Genomic DNA, 19,348 nt, shown 5'->3' on the forward strand with positions numbered 1-19,348 from the left:
TCTCCTTAAAAAACCTGCTAATTATGGATCAATTTCCGATTTAGTACAAATATTCCTGATATTTCTATTATTTTTCGTAAAAAGTGCGGTGCAAAAAACAAAATTTCTGGCATTCACCTTATGGAAAATGGTATCCTTACGCAATTTTTAAATTTCTCTCAAATCAAGTTAAGGGTAAAATTATGAGTGAAAAGTATATTGTCACTTGGGATATGTTCCAAATGCACGCACGCAAACTAGCTGAGCGTTTATTACCAGCCACACAATGGAAAGGCATTATTGCCGTCAGCCGTGGCGGTTTATTTCCTGCTGCTGTATTAGCACGTGAGTTGGGGCTACGTCATGTTGAAACTGTGTGTATTTCAAGTTACGATCATGATCAACAAGGTGAATTAAAAGTCTTACATGCCGCTCAAACCGACGGTGAGGGCTTTATCGTGGTGGACGATTTAGTGGATACCGGCAACACCGCACGTGAAATTCGTAAAATGTATCCAAAAGCTAAATTTGTGACCGTTTTTGCTAAACCAGCAGGGGCACCATTGGTCGATGATTACGTGGTCGATATTCCACAAAATACGTGGATTGAACAGCCATGGGATTTAGGTTTAGGCTTTGTGCCACCGATTGTCCGTAAATAATGACATAAAATATTTGTAGGGGCGGATCTGTGTATCCGCCCTTGTAACAAGCAAACTCGCTATATGATTGACTATATAAAACTCTCACCCTCGGAAATTAACGCCATTATTTTAAGCCTAAAAGTCGCCTTTTGGGCGAATATTTGGGCCTTGCCATTCGCTATCGCTATTGCATGGTTACTGGCTCGCAAACAATTCTGGGGCAAATCCTTACTGAACGGCATTGTGCATTTACCGCTTGTGTTACCGCCTGTGGTTATCGGTTACTTACTGCTGATTTCCATGGGACGCAATGGCTTTATTGGTAAATATATTTCGCAATGGTTTGGCTTTACCTTTGGGTTTAGCCTTAACGGTGCAATTTTAGCCTCCGCCGTAGTGGCATTTCCCTTGGTAGTACGTTCTATCCGATTAGCCATTGAAAGCATTGATATGCGTCTTGAACAAGCCGCCCTGACACTCGGATCTTCCCCATGGCGAACCTTTTACACCATCACTTTACCTTTAGCTTTCCCTGGTATTTTGGCCGGTATGATTTTAGGCTTTGCACGTTCCCTTGGTGAATTTGGGGCCACCATTACTTTTGTGTCGAACATTCCCAATGTTACGCAAACCATACCGCTCGCCATGTATTCCTTTATTGAAACCCCGAACGCCGAGGGGGCTGCGGCTCGCCTTTGTTTAATTTCCATTATTATTGCGTTACTCTCGCTGATTATTTCCGAATGGCTCGCCAAACGGACACAACAAAAATTGGGGCAATCTGATGCTAGACATTAATGTAAGTAAACGTTTAGGGAATTTTGAATTACAACTTAACGCCCAAATTCCAAGCCAAAATGTCACCGCACTTTTTGGCTTGTCAGGTTCGGGTAAATCCAGTGTAATTAATTTAATCAGTGGCTTAATCCACCCCGATCAAGGCCATATCAAGTTAGACGATAAAATATTAGTCGATACCGCAAAAGGGATTTGTCTGCCCCCGAATAAACGCCACATGGGCTATGTCTTCCAAGACGGACGTTTATTTCCGCATTATTCCGTCAAAGGCAATTTACGCTATGCCATGCAAGCCAAAAACGGAAAAAGTGCGGTGGAATTTGACCGAATTGTGCAACTCCTCGGCATTGAACATTTACTCAATCGTTACCCCATCAGCCTGTCTGGCGGGGAAAAACAACGAGTCGCTATTGGGCGAGCCTTATTAAGTCAACCTGAAATGTTGCTGATGGACGAACCCTTATCTGCCCTAGATTTACCGCGTAAACAAGAGCTATTAAGCTATTTAGAAAATCTCGCTCAACAAATTGCAATTCCAATTTTGTATGTCACGCATAGCGTTGATGAACTCACGACGTTGGCAGAGCAAGTGATTTTGATGGAAAATGGTAAAATGATTGCCTTTGATTATGTCAGTAATGTCGTTGAAAGCGCCTTGTTTGAACAGTGGAAACGATAGTCTATTTTTATTAACCACCATGCCGTCGATCAGTCGAGCACGGCTACCAAAGTGCGGCCTTTTTAAATCAGATTTTATCTACTCCACTAACGCTATTTCCGCATCACCTTTTACAGCATAATCAAAATTCTGTTGATAAATTTGCTTAGCGAGCGGTTGGAAATAATTGATCGGCAGGCTAACAATCATTTCCCAGTTTAAACTTTGGTAAAAATCAAATAAATTATTGCCAAAAAATACATTAGTTCGCATATCGGTAAAAATGCTGTGATAATCAAAATAATCGCAATAATCTAAGCGTATCCAAGGTTTATATTGAATAGAAAAATGCAACACTTTAGGGAAGATAAATTGCTTTTTATTTTGTTCGAGAAGTTGGGTTATATCGCGATATAAATAAATCACTTGGTAATTGTAGCTATCATCTAATACTAAATAATTTTCTCGGATAAAATAATTTAATATATCTTGATCGGGGTAGCTTAAATCAGGATTTTGTAAGGTTTCATTTACGAGATCTTGTTCATCAAGATCATATAAATCCGAATTAAAAAACATCACGCCTGCGTTAAAATAATGGGGAATATTGCTCGGAATATGCACCGATGAGTCATAAACTGCAGCCACAGCCTGTTGATGTTCTGCCATTTGCTCAAACACATTTTCTAAATTCGCATTCACTACTAAATCAATATCCAAATAACACCAGCGATTGTCGTTTTGATATTGAAATAATCGTGGGATAAAATAGCGGGCAAAGGTAAGGTTGGTTATATAATTTTGATGATTGAATTGCGGTAAATCTTCTTCTTTTAAGTGATAGTAATAAAAATGGCTGTTGCGGCGTTTTAGAAATGATCCGATGTGGGCAATAAACTCTTCGCTCAATATTTCGCTGTGAAATAGAAAAATATTCACATTTTCGTGATAACACATTACCGATTTCAACACGGTTTCAAAGTGCGGTAAGTAGTTTTTATCGGCAGCAAAAACAAAGTTCATTTTAGGGGTCTCTTACGATTAAAGATAATTAAATGGCACGCTAATTAAATTTTCTGCCAGCCATATTTTTTGTGGATACTGGCTAATAATTGTGCCGTGAGCAATAGTAAATTCAGATTGCGGTAGCGATTTATGCAAAATATCAAATGCCGTTGCCAGTTTTTTATTTGGGTTGGCTGTGGTTTTGATTTCTAGCGGATAAAGCGTGCGATCGTATTCAATAATTAAATCAATCTCTTTTTGGTTGCTATCCCGATAAAAATACAATGGCGGTTCAATGCCTTGATTTGTAAAAGATTTAATAATTTCGCTTACGACAAAGGTTTCAAAAAACTGTCCGCTTTTTGCCCCGTTTTGAATGGTTTCAGGGCTAAGCCATTTGGTTAAATACGCCATTAAACCCGTATTTAAAAAATAGATTTTTGGCGTTTTAATCGCACGTTTTAGGTGGTTATTGCTATAAGGTTGCAATAAATACACAATGCCAGAAGTGTGCAACACCGCCAGCCAGCGTTTCACCGTATCTACGGAAATGCCGACATCTTGGGCAACGCTACTATAATTGAGCAACTCGCCACTGCGAGCGGCAATTGCCACCATAAAACGGCTAAAACTGTCTATATCGCTCACATTTAACAGTTGGCGAACATCACGCTCAATATAAGTCGCTACATAAGACGCATAATAAATTTGCCAGTCGGTTTCAGGCTGCTCATATAATCTTGGCATATCACCACGATGAATAAGTTGCCAAATATTTTGCTCGCCTAAATCAATTAAATTTTTGGATCTTTCATTTAAATAATCTTGGCTTGGAATAAAGGGCAAATTAAAGGTATTTTGCGTAATTTCTCGTAGCGATAAACCGTGCAATTTTAAAATTGCCACACGCCCTGCCAAACTTTCGCTGACATTTTTCATCAATTCAAACGCCTGCGAACCCGATAAGACATATAATCCATTTTGTTTACGTTGGTCTACATTGAGTTTTATGAGCGAAAAAATTTCAGGGGCATATTGCACTTCGTCAATCGCAGTAAAGTTGGGGTGATTGAGAAAAAACAGGTGCGGATCGTTTTTCGCTTGGCTGAGAAACAGTGGATCGTCCAAACTTACATAATCGTAGTTGGGCAATAATTGCTGAATTAGGGTAGATTTGCCCACTTGTCTTGCCCCAGTGAGTAACACGGCAGGGAATTGTTGCAATAAGCGTTGCAAAACTGGGGATAGCTGGCGTTCGTAGTAATTTTTCATATAAAATCTAGTTTAATTTAAGATTGTATCGTAGATTAAACTAGATTTTGTGGTTTTTCAAGCTATTTTGGATGATATTTAACCAATGGGTGCGGTGATTTTTAAGGATCTTTGCAAAAGTTTTTATGGTTACAACCCTAAAAACTTACAAAAACCGCCAATTTTTTCTGGGTATAACCCTAAAAACTTTGATTATATTTTAAGCTAAACCAATGTGCGGTGATTTTTTTAGGTCTTTTGCAAAAGTTAATCCAGCCACTCAATATCCGCATCGCCTTTCACTACATAATCAAAATTCTGTTTATAAATTTGTTTCGCAAGTGGTTGAAAATAATTCAATGGCATTTCAACAATTAAATCCCAAGGTAAACTGCGATAAAACGCAAATAGATTGAAACCATATAGAAAGGAAGATGTGAATTTTATGATTTCCTGTTCCATATAAATATCATCGGTCAGCTCTTTTTTGCTATTTGGCGTAATCCAAGGTTTAACTTTCCCTATATAGTGCAATATAGATGGAAAGCAAAACTGATGAGTTTTGCCTTGGCTAAATTGCAAAATATCGCCATATAATTTGTTAATAAAATAATTGTAGCCTTTATCTAAATGGCAATATTGATCGCCGATAAAATAATTTAAAACATCCTGATCAGGATAGGTAAGATTCGGATTATCTAGGGTTGCCTGTATGAGCGTGGCTTCATCCAAATCCCATAAATTGGAATCCAAAAATAAAACGCCAGCATTAAAATAATCAGGGCATTCTGGCACGGGTAAAACATCTTTTACCGCAGCAACGGCATAAGGTTTTTCTGCTTGTTGCATTAGGTCAAAAATGTGATTTAAATTACGATTTACCACTAAATCTACATCCAAATAACACCAATGATTATTTTTTTGATAGGGAAATAGACGCGGGATAAAATATCGCGCATACGTCATTACTGAAAAATTGGTTATTTTGTTTAATTTTTCAAATTCCTGTTCATTTAATTGATAATGGAAAAGTTTAGATTGCCGTTTAGATAAATAAGCACCGATATTTTCTAGCCAGTCAATATCAATTTGATTGGTGTAAAATAGAAAAATATTCACATTTTCGTGATAACACATTACCGATTTTAAGACGGTTTCAAAATGGGGGAGATAATTGTTGTCGGCGGCAAACACAAAGTTCATTTGGGTATTCTCATATAATTTGCTTTTATTTCAAATCCATGTTCATAGCACATTAATCAAACATTTCACTATCGCGTAAAATATGTACGTTGCCTTTTCGCCGTAATAATCCGCAACGGTCAAAATATTCGATTAATTGCACCGTCAATTTACGTCCGAACTGTAATTCATCACGCAATTGATTTACTGAAATATCACCTTGTTTTTTAATGTAATTTTTTATGACTCGAGCATAAGTATAAAGTGTTTCCGTTAAGAAAAAACGATCGGGGATGATCGGCGTTAAATAACCTAATTTTCCGGCTTTATACAAAAAATTCCGCATTGAAGTTTCATCATAAGATAACGCATTAGCGACATCTCGCACCCATAAAGGTTGTCCATTTTGGCGTACAAATTCGCCTAAAACCTGTTTCCACAAGGCTTGTTCCTGAACATTAAATTCAATTTTATGTTCCGGTAAATGCAACCAACCACGACGCTGTTGTAACTTACCTTGCACTAACAGATCTTGCATAAAATGATAAATTAATTTTTCTGGCTGATTAAGCGTCGCCATTCGGTATAAACGCGCTTTGCCTAAACCCACTTGATCAGGGTGCTGTTGGTGGTAATTCGACAGTGCGGTGAGAATTTGCTGATTTTTTTCGGTTTGATAAGATGCACTAAAACACCAATCCTGAAAACGTACGGCTTGAATTTGGCTTAATAGCTCAGTCAATGTCTCCTCATTCAACTGCTCTAACCACAACAAATTGTTAACTTTCCAGGCTTTTTCTTGTAAATACAAGGCAATGCGCGCAGTGACGTTTTCTGCTTGCTGTAAATTCTGTAAGTATTTTAACCGCACTTCACTGCGTTTATGGCGTTTCGGGGAATGAATTTCCAACACTTTTGCCCCCGCAATAAGCTGTTTATTGTCGCCCCCGCGTAAAATAAGTTTATCTGCAAAGCACAATAATAACGGTTTATCTAAGATCACTTCCGCCAATGCCTGACCTTGTGGCGATAAGGTTTTGCTGGTTAATAGGGACAATTTGCCCAAACTGTGATTCGTGGCATGGTAAAGATGTACCGCTTGATTTTCCAGTAATGGCACTTCTGCATTGAGAACAATCGTTATGCGATCGGTGGGGGATGATGGTGGTTGATTAAATAACCAATCGCCACGTTGAATAGCCTCTTTCGCTAAAGATGAATGGAGGTTTAAGGCCAAGCGTTGTCCTGCCAAGCCTTGCATATTTGGCTGATTTTGGGCATGAATATTTTTTACCCTCACTTTTTCACCATTGGATAAATACAGCTCATCATCTTGCTTAACCGTACCACTAAAGGCGGTCCCAGTGACGACAATGCCGGCGCCTTTTACCGTAAAAACACGGTCAATGGCATAACGGAAAGGCTTGTTTGGATCAGCAATATTGGGAAGTGCGGTTAAAAATTCGCGTAATTCATTTATTCCCTGTTGTGTTGTCGCCGACGTGACAAAAATCGGACTTTCTTGTAAAAACGGATAATTTGCTATGATTTTCTGTATTAACGCCTCAATCTGCGTTGATGTTGCACGATCCGCTTTGGTAATGACGAGCAGGATTTTTTCCAATTGCAATTGACGCAAAATGGCTAAATGTTCCACCGTTTGTGCTTGAATCCCCTCATCTGCGGCCACCATCAACATGGCATAATGAATGCCCCCCAACCCCGCCAACATATTGGTAAGAAATTTTTCATGCCCCGGCACATCAATAAAGCCCAAAATCTTATCGCCAACGGGTAAATAGGCATAACCCAGATCGATAGTCATACCCCGTTTTTTTTCTTCCGGTAAATGGGCGGTATGGGTGCCCGTTAAGGCCTGCAATAAAGCGGTTTTGCCATGGTCAACATGTCCAGAGGTGACAATAATCATAAGCGAGGCAAGCTCCCTAAAGTGACGAGAAATTGTTCAAGATTCGCTAAAGAACGCATATCTAACCAGATTTTATCCCGCTCAACTCGAGCAATCACCGGCATTGGGAGCTGTTTAAAGGCTTGTAAAAGTGCGGTTAATTTTCCGCTCGTTTGGCTTGAAATAGTTACCGCTACCGACGGAATTGTCGCTAATGGTTGCGAACCACTGCCGATTTGAGCAGAACTGGTTTCGATTTGCAGCGAAAAACTCGCAAGTTGCTGAGATAACTGCTGTTTCACTTTTTCGGCTTTTTCAGTTAATTGTGTCATAGATTGGGTGAGTAAATGCAAGGTTGGCAAGGTTTCAGTTAATTTTTCTGGCTGCAAATACAAACGCAATGTTGCCTCTAAACCGGCCAAAATCACTTTGTCACAACGCAATGCACGTTTAAGCGGGTGAGCTTGTAGTTGGTCAATTAAGTTTTTTTTGCCCACGATAATGCCCGCTTGTACGCCCCCGAGTAATTTATCCCCCGAAAATGAAATTAAATCCACCCCTTGAGCCAATTTTTCTTGCACGGTCGGCTCTTTCGGTAAGCCATATTGGCTTAAATCAATTAATGCCCCACTGCCCAGATCGCTGATCACAGGAATATGAAATTCTGCCCCTAATTCGGCTAATTGTTGCTCTTCGACAGCATGCGTAAAACCACAGATCTGATAATTACTGCTGTGAACTTTCATCAAAAAGGCGGTATTTTCGTTAATTGCGTGGCGATAATCTTTTAAATGGGTACGATTTGTAGTACCTACTTCCACTAATTGACAACCCGCTTGTGCCATAATATCTGGAATGCGGAATGCGCCCCCAATTTCAATTAATTCCCCTCGAGAAATAATCACTTCCTTGCCTTTTGCAAAGGTCGCTAACATTAATAATACGGCCGCCGCATTATTATTCACCACACAAGCTGCCTCGGCCCCCGTCAGTTGGGCGATCAATTCACTGATATAATGATCTCGATGGCTCCGTTGACCCGCCTCTAAATCATATTCTAACGCCACATTGCCAGACATGGCATTGACTGCAGCTTGCTGCGCCGTATTTGACCACAAAGCTCGGCCTAAATTGGTGTGTAAAATTGTGCCGGTCAAATTATGCACGGATTGGATTTGCACTTGGCTTTGTTGAATAAGTTGTTGCTCAATTTCGCAGATCGTGCAAGCAAGATCCTGAAAATAGTCAGGAAGTTGCTGCGTTTGTTTGATTTGCTCTCGTGCTTGTTGCAACAGTTGGCGACAAACATTTGCCACGGCAGTATGGCCAAATTGTGCCACGAGTTTTTCACCCTGTGGCGTTTTGAGTAACTTATCGACGGCGGGTAATTGTTGAAAAAGTGCGGTCATTTTACACCCTGTTTTATCTGCTGTTGGCTAAGGAATACGGTTATTATACAACAATTTTATCCTAGACTTGAATTAAAAGGGGAATTACGTTAAAGTGGCTACCCGTTGGAAGGTCGTCATTTCTGGTGAAGTGGCAGGACTTCAAATCCTGTTAGGGCTGCCAGCAGTCCTGGGTGGGTTCGACTCCCATGACCTTCCGCCAATTTTGCTTATTCGTTGAAATCCATACCCGAACCAAGATAATCCGCAAATTCTTCCGCATAAAACCCATGGGAAAGCATATAACGCCAAATTTTCTGTTTTGTTTTGATATCTAATTTATCTTGATAATGTGGAAATTTTCGGCTTAACACGTCCAATGCCATCGCAGACCAATCGATTTCGCTTTGTTCCACCACGGCCTGAATCACTTCTGAACTGACACCTTTTAGTTGGCGTAATTCTTGTTTAATTCGATTCACCCCAAAACCACGGTTAGCACGATAATTCAGGTAATTCTCCGTAAACCGTTGATCACTTTGCCAATTTCGTTGTTGGCAATGTTCAAGAGCTTGATCAATATCTTCTTCACTAAAGGCTTTTTCTTGCATTTTACAGCGCACTTCATATTCACTGTAATCACGGCGAGCCAGTAGATTAATCAGATAATTTAAGGCAAGAGATGACATGAGGCGATCCTTATGGGAAAAAGTGCGGTCTTTCTCACCGCACTTTTGGACGTGTTAAACAATTAACCGATTTTTGGATTAAAAATCGACATCATTTGTTTCATCAATGACCTCATCATTTTGATCTTTGTCATCCTCATTTGGCAACAAGGCTTGTTCTGGATTTTCTGATAAGGCTTTTCTGATTTTCGCCTCTAATGCCGCCGTGGCCTCAGGATTGGCTTCTAACCATTTCATCGCATTTGCCTTACCTTGACCAATTTTTTCACCCTCATAAGAATACCAAGCACCCGATTTATTGACTAATTTCTGTTTCACACCGAGTTCAATTAATTCGCCATTTTTTGAGATCCCTGCGCCATAGAGAATTTGGAATTCCGCTTGACGGAACGGTGCGGCCAATTTGTTTTTCACCACTTTCACACGGGTATCATTACCAATAATTTCATCACCGTCTTTTACTGCACCAATACGGCGAATATCTAAACGCACAGAAGAATAGAATTTTAACGCATTACCGCCGGTGGTGGTTTCTGGGTTACCAAACATCACACCAATTTTCATTCTAATTTGGTTGATAAACACCACTAAACAGTTGGAATTTTTAATTTGACCCGTGAGCTTACGCAAGGCTTGTGACATCAAACGTGCTTGTAAACCCACATGGGAATCCCCCATGTCACCCTCAATTTCCGCTTTCGGGGTTAAGGCAGCCACAGAGTCCACAATAATCACATCAATGGCACCAGAACGCACTAAGGCGTCACAGATTTCTAAGGCTTGTTCACCGTTATCAGGTTGAGAAATAAAGAGTTCTTTCACATCAACGCCCAATTTGGCCGCATAAATCGGATCTAAAGCATGCTCCGCATCAATAAACGCACAGACTTTGCCCGCTTTTTGGGCTTGGGCAATCACTGACAGGGTTAATGTGGTTTTACCCGAAGATTCAGGGCCATAAATTTCCACAATCCGCCCCATTGGCAAACCACCAATTCCCAAGGCCACATCTAAGCCAATGGAGCCAGTAGAAATAGACTCAATATCAAGGGTTTGTGAATCCCCTAATTTCATAATAGAGCCTTTACCAAATTGTTTTTCAATTTGACCCAGTGCCGCAGCAAGGGCTTTGGCTTTGTCCTCTTTAGAAGAATTTTCTTTTGCGGTGGGTTTTGCTTTTTTGTCGTCTTTTGCCATGGTGTTAACCTTAATAGTTGTTAAGCTGTAAATTTGCGCATATATTATCTGTTCTTAAAAACAGTATCAAGTGTTTTTTTGATCTTTTTATCAAAAATGTGATCTGGATTCCAATTTTAGAGTAATATTCGCTACTATTCTGACAGGAGATAATGAAAAAACATACTTTGTCAGCCTCCTAGGTCAGTAAAATAAAAAACCTTGCCATTATAAATGATTCGGCTAAACTTGAATCTATTTATTCCCCATTGGAATGATCTTTTATCTCATTTAATGCACTTATTACCCTAAATCCGGTGAATGGATTAGCATAAAGGAGTACCTATGGATTTACACAATATTCGAGAAGATTACAGCAAACAGGCCTTATCACGTAAACAATGCCTTGCAGATCCGCTAAAACAGTTTGAACGTTGGTTAAATGAGGCAATCACTGCCAAGGTTTGTGAACCGACGGCCATGAATTTAGCCACGGTCAACGAGCAAGGTAAACCGAGCAGCCGTGTGGTGCTGCTTAAAGAAGTAAATGCACAAGGGTTTGTTTTCTTTACTAATTATCACAGCCAAAAAGGGCAAGCATTAGCCCATATGCCCTTTGCCGCGTTAAATTTCTTTTGGGGCGAATTGGAACGGCAAGTGAGAATTGAGGGCCGTGTGGAAAAATTATCCCCTGAACAATCCGATGCTTATTTTGCTACTCGCCCTTATACCAGCCAAGTAGGTGCATGGGCCAGTGAGCAAAGTGCGGTGATTTCAAGCAAAAATCAACTCCTAACCAAAGCTGCCATGATTGCCGCTAAACATCCTTTAAAGATACCACGCCCACCACATTGGGGGGGTTATGTGGTGATCCCTGAAATGGTCGAATTTTGGCAAGGGCGACCAAGTCGCTTACATGATCGGATCCGCTATCGTTTAGTCAATGGCAGTTGGGTCATAGAAAGATTATCACCGTAGCTAATTAGCGAAATTTAGCGCCTTTGTGAGAGGACTATTACAACCTCCGTTTATAGAGTCCTCGTTCACATTCAATCAACTCCTCCAGTTCCAAAGCCAATAATTGACCAAGTAACACATCAACAGCCACCTTTGATTGCTCCGCTAATTCATCAATGCTGATCGGATGATAACCAATTAACGCATAAAGTTCAGGGTGGCTCGGTTCAATCTGATCAAAAGGCAATTCTGCATGGCCTGTGGCAGCCGTTGTTTGCGCCATAGGCAAAGAATAAGGGGCGAGATTTTCAATAATATCTTGCACGCTTTCAGTGAGTGTGGCCCCTTGCTTGAGGAGATGATGGCAACCTTGGCTAAATGGATTATGCAAATTACCCGGCAAAGCAAACACATCTCGGTTTTGTTCTAGCGCATAGCGAGCGGTAATCAATGAACCGCTTTTTAAATTCGCCTCCACCACGAGTACCCCTTGCGACATGCCACTGATAATGCGATTCCGTCGAGGAAAATTATTAGCCACTGGCGGCTGCATGGGCAAAAATTCAGACACTAATGTACCATTATTGGCGAGAATTTGTTCGGCTAGTTTCTTGTGTCTACTCGGGTAAATATGGTTGAGCCCACTGCCTAACACTGCAATAGTTTTACCTTGTCGCTCCACCACAGCTTGATGCGCAAAGCCGTCAATGCCAATAGCCAAGCCACTGGTGATAATAAACCCCGCATTACAGAGTTCACGAGCAAAATATTTCGCCCAATATTCACCATAATGAGAACAATCTCGACTACCCACAATAGATAATTGCGCTTGATTAAGATTTTCCACCGCCCCTTTGACAAACAACAAGGGCGGTGCGCTGTTAATTTGCTTTAACAACGAGGGATATTCAGGTTGATTAAAGGCCAGAATATGATGTTCATCACTGGCTTGTTGCCAAGCTAACGCTGGCTCGATATATTTCTGTTCAGGGTGAAACCAACGCTGAATTTGCTTGTCTTGCCACCCCATATGCTGAAAGGCAGCGCTATCATAATTCAGCAACGTTTGTAACGAAATCTGGGTTAACAATGTTTGAATCGCATTGGGTCCAAGATAGGGGATTTGCATAAGACGTAATAAAGGTTCAATATTTTTCATGGGTATAAAGTGCGGTTAATTTTTCAGGAATTTTAGGCTACGGGGAATATGAAAAAAAAGCGAGATCTTTTTCTTCGTTTTGGAATCAAGATCACAAAAATTTCATTTTTGACTAACCAATGTTTTTCTCTTATTATGCGTATATCTTACAACAGAAGGACAGTTTATGAACATTTTTGAAATTGCACGTAACAGTGCCGGCCAATCTTTTGGTATCAACGCTAAAATGGCCAATCGCCACGGCCTCATTGCCGGCGCCACCGGAACCGGGAAAACCGTCACCTTGCGCAAATTAGCGGAATCCTTAAGTGACAACGGTGTACCCGTATTTTTGGTAGATGTAAAAGGTGATCTCTCGGGCATGACCGTCAAAGGTGCCATGCAAGGCAAAATTGCCGAACGAATTACACAATTTGATTTAGGGGGAGAAGATTATCTCAACGGCTACCCTGTATCATTCTGGGATGTATTCGGTGAAACGGGTATTCCTTTGCGCACCACGATTTCCGAAATGGGGCCAATGTTGCTTTCTCGCCTATTAAATCTCAACCCAACCCAAGAGGGCTTGCTGAATATTTTATTCCGAGTGGCGGATGACAAAGGCTTACTGTTAATTGATTTAAAAGACTTACGTGCCATGTTGAAATATTTAGCCGATAACGCCAAAACATTCCAACTGCAATACGGCAACATCTCTGCGGCCAGCGTGGGGGCAATTCAACGTGCCTTGTTAACCCTTGAAAACGAGGGCGCTGATAAACTGTTTGGCGAACCTGCGTTAAATTTGGAAGATTGGCTACAAACCCGTGATGGACGAGGCGTGATCAATGTTCTGAATTCAGAAAAATTAATTAACTCTAGCCGCATGTACAGCGCCTTCTTGCTGTGGTTAATGGCGGAATTATTTGAGCAATTACCCGAAGTAGGCGATCCTGATAAACCGAAATTTGTGATGTTCTTTGATGAGGCGCATTTGTTATTCGATAATGCACCAAGTGCGTTAATTGAGAAAGTTGAGCAAGTGGTTCGTTTAATCCGTTCAAAAGGCGTTGGCATTTATTTTGTCACCCAAAACCCATTAGACTTACCTGAAACCGTATTAGGCCAGTTAGGAAACCGTGTGCAACATGCCTTACGTGCGTTTACGCCACGTGACCAAAAAGCCGTGAAAACCGCCGCAGAAACGTTCCGAGCAAATAAAGGCGTGGATGTGGTCGACGCCATTACCACCTTGGGCGTGGGCGAGGCGTTAGTGTCGTTCTTAGATGAAAAAGGCATGCCAACGCCCGTTGAACGAGCCACCATTTATCCGCCGAAAAGCCAACTCACCCCACTCAGTGCTGAACAACGTCAAACTTGGGTGAAAGATGATGAGCTGTTTGCTTACTACAATAATTATGTGGATAACGAATCCGCTTTTGAAATGTTAGCCGAGCAAGCGAATCTTGACCAAGTGGCAGAACAACAAGCACAGCAGGCAGAAAAGGAAGAAAGCGAGGGCTTATTCGGTTCTTTAAGTCGCATGATTTTTGGCACCAAAAAACGTGGTGAGAAATTAACGGTGACAGAAGAATTGGTCAGTGGATTGAGTAAATCCGTAGGACGCAGCATTCGCTCACAAATTACACGGGAAATTACCCGTGGGATTTTAGGGGCGCTGAAGAAATAAGGCAGGAGGTGTTAGAGTTTGCAATGTGAGGCTTTAACACCCTTTTTCAAATATCTTTCTGAAAATTACCCATTTTGTCAGAAATTGATCATGGTAAAGTTTACAGCTAAAAACAACATTCAAGGCGATTAAAAATATGATCAAGATCACATTTTGAAGCTATTTATATCATCAATCGTATTAATTTGCCTTTTATCACGAAAAATCAGGTAAAATAGCAATCAGTTTATATTCATTCAATCTCATTAATCAGGAGTAAACAATGGCAACGCAAAAACAACTTGCAAATGCAATCCGTTTTTTAAGTATGGATGCGGTTCAAAAAGCAAAATCGGGTCACCCCGGTGCCCCAATGGGAATGGCAGATATTGCTGAAGTATTATGGCGTGGTTTCTTAAAACATAACCCAACCAATCCAAAATGGGCAGATCGTGACCGTTTTGTATTATCTAACGGACATGGTTCGATGTTAATTTACAGCTTGTTACATTTAACAGGCTACGACCTTTCTATCGACGATTTAAAAAATTTCCGTCAATTACATTCTAAAACCCCAGGTCACCCTGAATATGGTTATGCTCCAGGTGTCGAAACCACCACGGGTCCATTAGGTCAAGGTATCACCAATGCAGTGGGTATGGCGATTGCCGAAAAAACGCTTGCGGGTCAATTTAACCGTGCAGGTCACGATATTGTGGATCACTTTACTTATGTGTTCTTAGGTGATGGCTGTTTAATGGAAGGGGTTTCACACGAAGCATGTTCATTAGCAGGAACCTTAGGTTTAGGCAAATTAATCGCATTCTATGACGACAACAATATTTCCATTGATGGTCATGTTGACGGTTGGTTCACTGATGATACCCAAAAACGTTTTGAAGCCTACGGTTGGCAAGTGATCCCAGCCATTGATGGTCACAACCCAGAGCAAATCGCTGAAGCAGTGAAAAAAGCCCAAGCAGAAACTGGCAAACCAACCTTAATTATCTGTAAAACCATTATCGGTTACGGTTCACCAAACAAATCTGCATCGCACGATTGCCATGGAGCACCATTAGGCGATGACGAAATTGCCTTAACTCGTAAAGCATTAGAATGGGATTATGCCCCATTTGAAATCCCAGCCGATATTTATGCAGAATGGGATGCGAAAGCCAAAGGTCAAACAGCGGAAGCGGCATGGAACGAAAAATTTGCGGCTTATGCAAAAGCCTATCCTGAATTAGCCGCTGAATTTAAACGTCGTGTGAGTGGTGAATTACCAGCCAACTGGGCAGCCGAAAGCCAAGCCTTTGTGGAAAAATTACAAGCTAACCCTGCTTCCATTGCGAGCCGTAAAGCGTCTCAAAATGCCATCGAAGCCTACGCACACTTATTACCAGAATTCTTAGGCGGTTCAGCAGACTTAGCTAGTTCAAACTTAACCCTATGGTCAGGTTCAAAACCGATTCGTGCAACCACCAATGTTGATGGCAACTATCTCAACTACGGTGTGCGTGAGTTCGGTATGTCAGCCATTATGAACGGTATTGCCTTACACGGTGGATTCATTCCTTATGGCGCAACATTCTTAATGTTCTTTGAATACGCTCACAATGCCGTGCGTATGGCAGCATTAATGAAACAACGTGCGTTATTCGTTTACACCCATGACTCTATCGGTTTAGGCGAAGACGGTCCAACTCATCAACCAGTGGAACAAACTGCTGCATTACGTTTAATTCCAAACTTAGAAACATGGCGACCTGCGGATCAAGTAGAATCAGCCGTGGCGTGGAAATCTGCGGTAGAACGTAAAGATGGTCCGAGTGCCTTAATCTTCACTCGTCAAAATTTGGCACAACAACCACGCACAGCAGAGCAATTAGCTAACGTGGCTCGTGGTGGTTACATCTTAGTAGATTGCGGTTGCAACAACCCTGATGTGATCTTAATTGCCACAGGTTCTGAAGTGGAATTAGCGGTTAAAGCGGCGGAAGTGTTGAAAGCCGAAGGCAAAAAAGTGCGTGTGGTTTCTATGCCAAGCACCAACGTGTTCGACAAACAAGACGAAGCCTATCGTGAAAGCGTGTTACCAAAACACATTACCAAACGTGTAGCGATTGAAGCACAAACCGCAGACTTCTGGTACAAATATGTGGGCTTTGAAGGTCGCATCGTGGCAATGCACGGCTTCGGTGAATCTGCCCCAGCAGACCAATTATTCAAATTATTTGGTTTCACCGTGGAAAACGTGGTGGCAAAAGCGAAAGAGATTTTGTAATAGTCTAACTATTTGATTAATCTTAGTAAAGTGCGGTGAAAATTATTCTAGTTTTCACTGCACTTTCTTGTTTTAGGTGGATATTTCAGCCATAAATCCCAATTCTTTTGAAATCAATAAGGCTGTTTTCCGAATTTCACTTAATAAAAAATCTACGCCCATTTGTCTAAGCCGATAGATGGATGTAGAAATCGACACCGCATATTCCACTTTATTAAACGCATCAAAAACTGGACAAGCCACACAAACGACGCCTAGCTCATTTTCTTCCTTATCCATGGCAAATTGAATTTGGCGAATTTCCGCTAATTCCTGTTGCATTAAGTGTAAATCGGTAATGGTGTTTTTGGTTAATTGTTGAATGGTATCTTGGTGCGATTGCCAATAATGAGTCACATAGCTTTGATTATGTTCATAAGCTAAATACAGTTTTCCCATGGCAGAACAATATAGTTGTAAATATTGACCAATATACGCTCGGGTTTTTAACATGCCTGTTGTCGGTTCGAGCTTATAGATCATAATGGCGTGGTCGTCTTCTCGTTTGGAAAAATTCACCGTTTCGCCAAGGGTTAAGTTAAGTTGTTCTAAATAAGGCGATGCCAAATTGATGATGTTAAAGGAAGAAAGCGTTTTCTGACCGAGATTAAGGCATTTAGTAGTTAAGCGATAACTGCCTTGAGTGTTGGTTTGTTTAATATAGCCCTCTGCTTGCAAACCTTGCAATAAACGGTGTACCGTGCTTTTATTCAGTTGCGATAATTCGGCTAATTTGGCTAATGGACAACCGTTAGGATAATCACTCAATAGATCCAATAGTTTTAGTCCACGAATAAGGCTTTGATTCCCTGTGTTTTTTTCTTCATTTTGCATAATTTCCCCCACATCCTTGTTATCGTTTCACTATGTGAAATACTTTTCTATAAAAATGAGATCTAGCTCACAAATTTAAAAAATAATATATAACCTATTGATTTATAGATATTTATATTTTATTGCTTAAATTGACTTTTATGATTGATAAGTGTACTTTATGGAACGTGATTTTACAATTTGAAATTTAAAAAAACTTGGAGCAAAAAATGAAAGTATCTTATCAAGAACTTAAAGCCGAATTTAAACGTGTCTTACTCGCTCGCAATGTGCGTGAAGATATTGCGGAAGAATGTGCCACTGTGTTTGCTGACACGACACAAGCTGGGGCATATTCCCACGGGGTAAACCGTTTTCCACGTTTTATTCAACAATTGGAAAATGGCGATGTAAAACCAGAAGCTGAACCAACGAAAGTGATGGGCTTAGGGGCTATTGAACAATGGGATGCTCACCAAGCCATTGGTAACTTAACCGCGAAAAAAATGATGGATCGTGCTATTGAATTGGCGAAACAAAACGGTATCGGTGTGGTGGCGTTACGCAATGCAAACCACTGGATGCGTGGCGGTTCTTATGGCTGGCAAGCAGCGGAACAAGGTTATATCGGCGTATGTTGGACTAACGCTCTTGCAGTTATGCCACCTTGGGGAGCAAAAGAATGCCGTGTGGGGACTAACCCATTAATTATTGCGGTGCCAACTTCACCAATTACTATGGTGGATATGTCTTGTTCTATGTATTCTTACGGTATGTTGGAAGTGCATCGCTTGCAAGGTCGTCAAACTTTCGTGGACGCAGGGTTTGATGATGACAATAACCCAACTCGCGATCCTGCGACAGTGGAGAAAAACCGCCGCTTAATGCCAATGGGCTTCTGGAAAGGGTCTGGCTTGTCTATCGTGTTAGATATGATTGCAACACTTTTATCTAACGGGGAATCTACTGCCGCCGTGACAGAAGATAAAGACGATGAATACTGTGTATCCCAAGTGTTTATCGCTATCGAAGTGGATCGTTTAATTGATGGCAAAACCAAAGATGAAAAACTCAATCGCATTATGGATTATGTGCGTACCGCAGAACCTGTTGATCCGAACCAACCTGTGCGTTTACCAGGACATGAGTTCACGGCGATTTTAGCGGACAACAAAGCGAACGGTATCCCAGTAGACGATACTGTTTGGGCGAAGTTAAAATCTCTGTAATTTTACACCGCACTTTGGCAAATCAGCCCAAAGTGCGGTTAATTTTATGTTCATTTTTTGAGGATTAAAAATATGTTTTTCGGACACATTAATAAAATTGAACGCAATCGCTATCCTGAAGCGATTTTGCGTGCTTTTGATTATTTAAAAAATACAGATATTGACTCCCTTGAAGCAGGGCGTTATCCGTTGCATGGCGATTCTTATGTGCAAGTGCTTGATTTGCAAACCAAAGAAAAATCTAACTATTTGCCCGAAGTGCATCGCAAATATTTAGATGTGCAATATTGGCATCGTGGTTCTGAGCGTATGGCGGTCGCTGTTGATTTAGGCAATAATCCTGTGGCGGAAGATTATAGTGACGAAAACGACATTCTGTTTTATCAATCGGCAGAAAATGAACAAGAATTTGTGTTTAAAGACGGCAATTTTGCGGTGTATTTCCCAGAAGATATTCACCGCGGTGCGTGCCGTGCAGATGAAACGGGTTTGATTCGTAAAGTGGTGGTGAAAGTCGCCTTGAGTGAATTGGAGGAATAA

The 19,348-nt window shown here is 41.0% G+C and carries 16 protein-coding genes, 1 tRNA gene and 1 pseudogene; 9 read left to right on the top strand and 9 right to left on the bottom strand.

The features are described from left to right. Positions 1–182: 182 nt before the first annotated feature. From gpt to modC, 3 genes and pseudogenes are all read left to right on the top strand, one after another. Complete coding sequence (gene gpt / locus ACTG7X_RS02645) at positions 183–641, top strand: xanthine phosphoribosyltransferase (RefSeq protein WP_439256983.1); 459 nt, start codon at positions 183–185, stop codon at positions 639–641. Between the two features lie 63 nt (positions 642–704). After that, positions 705–1,421 (top strand): molybdate ABC transporter permease subunit, encoded by a 717-nt coding sequence (gene modB / locus ACTG7X_RS02650; protein WP_439256984.1) that lies wholly within the window; start codon positions 705–707, stop codon positions 1,419–1,421. Continuing rightward, positions 1,408–2,097, top strand: a pseudogene (modC, locus tag ACTG7X_RS02655) (molybdenum ABC transporter ATP-binding protein); the annotation flags it as partial. The gene modB and the pseudogene modC, both read left to right, overlap by 14 nt. An 81-nt stretch (positions 2,098–2,178) precedes the next feature. On the opposite strand, the gene ACTG7X_RS02660 reads toward modC, so the two are convergent. The 5 genes from ACTG7X_RS02660 to selA all read right to left on the bottom strand — a co-directional run bounded on the left by ACTG7X_RS02660 (position 2,179) and on the right by selA (position 8,835). Continuing rightward, entirely contained in the window at positions 2,179–3,102 is a 924-nt protein-coding gene (locus tag ACTG7X_RS02660; protein ID WP_439256985.1) for a glycosyltransferase, read from the bottom strand. Between the two features lie 18 nt (positions 3,103–3,120). Then, complete coding sequence (locus tag ACTG7X_RS02665) at positions 3,121–4,356, bottom strand: ATP-binding protein (protein ID WP_439256986.1); 1,236 nt, start codon at positions 4,354–4,356, stop codon at positions 3,121–3,123. A gap of 246 nt (positions 4,357–4,602) precedes the next feature. Next, positions 4,603–5,538 (bottom strand): glycosyltransferase, encoded by a 936-nt coding sequence (locus ACTG7X_RS02670; RefSeq protein ID WP_439256987.1) that lies wholly within the window; start codon positions 5,536–5,538, stop codon positions 4,603–4,605. A 52-nt stretch (positions 5,539–5,590) separates the two neighbouring features. Continuing rightward, positions 5,591–7,447 carry a selenocysteine-specific translation elongation factor gene (gene selB / locus ACTG7X_RS02675; RefSeq protein WP_439256989.1) on the bottom strand — a complete coding sequence of 619 codons (1,857 nt, stop codon included), beginning with the start codon at positions 7,445–7,447 and terminating at the stop codon, positions 5,591–5,593. Further along, the gene (selA, locus tag ACTG7X_RS02680; protein ID WP_439256990.1) at positions 7,444–8,835 is read right to left on the bottom strand and encodes an L-seryl-tRNA(Sec) selenium transferase; all 1,392 of its coding nucleotides are present in this window, start codon (positions 8,833–8,835) and stop codon (positions 7,444–7,446) included. Before selA ends, selB begins: the two co-directional genes overlap by 4 nt. Before the next feature lie 107 nt (positions 8,836–8,942). Between selA and ACTG7X_RS02685 the strand changes: the two genes are divergently transcribed. Continuing rightward, positions 8,943–9,037 (top strand) — tRNA-Sec (locus ACTG7X_RS02685). 7 nt (positions 9,038–9,044) lie between these two features. On the opposite strand, the gene recX is transcribed toward ACTG7X_RS02685, so the two are convergent. Together recX and recA are read right to left on the bottom strand one after the other, a co-directional pair. Beyond that, positions 9,045–9,503, bottom strand: coding sequence for a recombination regulator RecX (gene recX, locus ACTG7X_RS02690; RefSeq protein ID WP_439256991.1), 459 nt, complete (start codon positions 9,501–9,503; stop codon positions 9,045–9,047). A 78-nt stretch (positions 9,504–9,581) separates the two neighbouring features. After that, positions 9,582–10,700, bottom strand: coding sequence for a recombinase RecA (gene recA / locus ACTG7X_RS02695; protein ID WP_439256992.1), 1,119 nt, complete (start codon positions 10,698–10,700; stop codon positions 9,582–9,584). Between the two features lie 324 nt (positions 10,701–11,024). On the opposite strand from recA, the gene pdxH reads away from it, so the two are divergent. Beyond that, entirely contained in the window at positions 11,025–11,657 is a 633-nt protein-coding gene (pdxH, locus tag ACTG7X_RS02700) for a pyridoxamine 5'-phosphate oxidase (protein WP_439256993.1), read from the top strand. A 37-nt stretch (positions 11,658–11,694) separates the two neighbouring features. Here the strand turns inward: pdxH and dprA are convergent, their stop codons facing one another. Then, on the bottom strand, positions 11,695–12,795 hold the full coding sequence (dprA, locus tag ACTG7X_RS02705) for a DNA-processing protein DprA (protein WP_439256994.1): 1,101 nt from the start codon (positions 12,793–12,795) through the stop codon (positions 11,695–11,697). Between the two features lie 166 nt (positions 12,796–12,961). Between dprA and ACTG7X_RS02710 the strand changes: the two genes are divergently transcribed. Both ACTG7X_RS02710 and tkt read left to right on the top strand, forming a co-directional pair. After that, complete coding sequence (locus ACTG7X_RS02710; protein ID WP_439256995.1) at positions 12,962–14,464, top strand: helicase HerA-like C-terminal domain-containing protein; 1,503 nt, start codon at positions 12,962–12,964, stop codon at positions 14,462–14,464. Positions 14,465–14,726: 262 nt separating this feature from the next. Next, positions 14,727–16,727 (top strand): transketolase, encoded by a 2,001-nt coding sequence (tkt, locus tag ACTG7X_RS02715; protein WP_439256997.1) that lies wholly within the window; start codon positions 14,727–14,729, stop codon positions 16,725–16,727. A gap of 72 nt (positions 16,728–16,799) precedes the next feature. Here the strand turns inward: tkt and ACTG7X_RS02720 are convergent, their stop codons facing one another. After that, positions 16,800–17,600, bottom strand: a complete 801-nt coding sequence (locus ACTG7X_RS02720; protein ID WP_439256998.1) for an IclR family transcriptional regulator — start codon at positions 17,598–17,600, stop codon at positions 16,800–16,802. Between the two features lie 209 nt (positions 17,601–17,809). On the opposite strand from ACTG7X_RS02720, the gene yiaK reads away from it, so the two are divergent. After that, complete coding sequence (yiaK, locus tag ACTG7X_RS02725; RefSeq protein ID WP_439256999.1) at positions 17,810–18,808, top strand: 3-dehydro-L-gulonate 2-dehydrogenase; 999 nt, start codon at positions 17,810–17,812, stop codon at positions 18,806–18,808. Positions 18,809–18,880: 72 nt separating this feature from the next. After that, positions 18,881–19,348, top strand: a complete 468-nt coding sequence (locus tag ACTG7X_RS02730; RefSeq protein WP_439257000.1) for a YhcH/YjgK/YiaL family protein — start codon at positions 18,881–18,883, stop codon at positions 19,346–19,348.

Origin of the sequence: Lonepinella sp. BR2271, assembly GCF_051851515.1 — a bacterium.
GTDB lineage: Bacteria > Pseudomonadota > Gammaproteobacteria > Enterobacterales > Pasteurellaceae > Lonepinella.

Excerpts from the sequence above, each read along its gene's own strand:
- selB (WP_439256989.1), bottom strand. The coding sequence starts at position 7,447 with ATGATTATTGTCACCTCTGGACATGTTGACCATGGCAAAACCGCTTTA.
- dprA (WP_439256994.1), bottom strand. The coding sequence starts at position 12,795 with ATGAAAAATATTGAACCTTTATTACGTCTTATGCAAATCCCCTATCTT.
- ACTG7X_RS02660 (WP_439256985.1), bottom strand. The coding sequence starts at position 3,102 with ATGAACTTTGTTTTTGCTGCCGATAAAAACTACTTACCGCACTTTGAA.
- pdxH (WP_439256993.1), top strand. The coding sequence starts at position 11,025 with ATGGATTTACACAATATTCGAGAAGATTACAGCAAACAGGCCTTATCA.
- ACTG7X_RS02670 (WP_439256987.1), bottom strand. The coding sequence starts at position 5,538 with ATGAACTTTGTGTTTGCCGCCGACAACAATTATCTCCCCCATTTTGAA.
- selA (WP_439256990.1), bottom strand. The coding sequence starts at position 8,835 with ATGACCGCACTTTTTCAACAATTACCCGCCGTCGATAAGTTACTCAAA.
- ACTG7X_RS02665 (WP_439256986.1), bottom strand. The coding sequence starts at position 4,356 with ATGAAAAATTACTACGAACGCCAGCTATCCCCAGTTTTGCAACGCTTA.
- gpt (WP_439256983.1), top strand. The coding sequence starts at position 183 with ATGAGTGAAAAGTATATTGTCACTTGGGATATGTTCCAAATGCACGCA.
- ACTG7X_RS02730 (WP_439257000.1), top strand. The coding sequence starts at position 18,881 with ATGTTTTTCGGACACATTAATAAAATTGAACGCAATCGCTATCCTGAA.
- modB (WP_439256984.1), top strand. The coding sequence starts at position 705 with ATGATTGACTATATAAAACTCTCACCCTCGGAAATTAACGCCATTATT.
- recX (WP_439256991.1), bottom strand. The coding sequence starts at position 9,503 with ATGTCATCTCTTGCCTTAAATTATCTGATTAATCTACTGGCTCGCCGT.
- yiaK (WP_439256999.1), top strand. The coding sequence starts at position 17,810 with ATGAAAGTATCTTATCAAGAACTTAAAGCCGAATTTAAACGTGTCTTA.
- recA (WP_439256992.1), bottom strand. The coding sequence starts at position 10,700 with ATGGCAAAAGACGACAAAAAAGCAAAACCCACCGCAAAAGAAAATTCT.
- ACTG7X_RS02720 (WP_439256998.1), bottom strand. The coding sequence starts at position 17,600 with ATGCAAAATGAAGAAAAAAACACAGGGAATCAAAGCCTTATTCGTGGA.
- ACTG7X_RS02710 (WP_439256995.1), top strand. The coding sequence starts at position 12,962 with ATGAACATTTTTGAAATTGCACGTAACAGTGCCGGCCAATCTTTTGGT.
- tkt (WP_439256997.1), top strand. The coding sequence starts at position 14,727 with ATGGCAACGCAAAAACAACTTGCAAATGCAATCCGTTTTTTAAGTATG.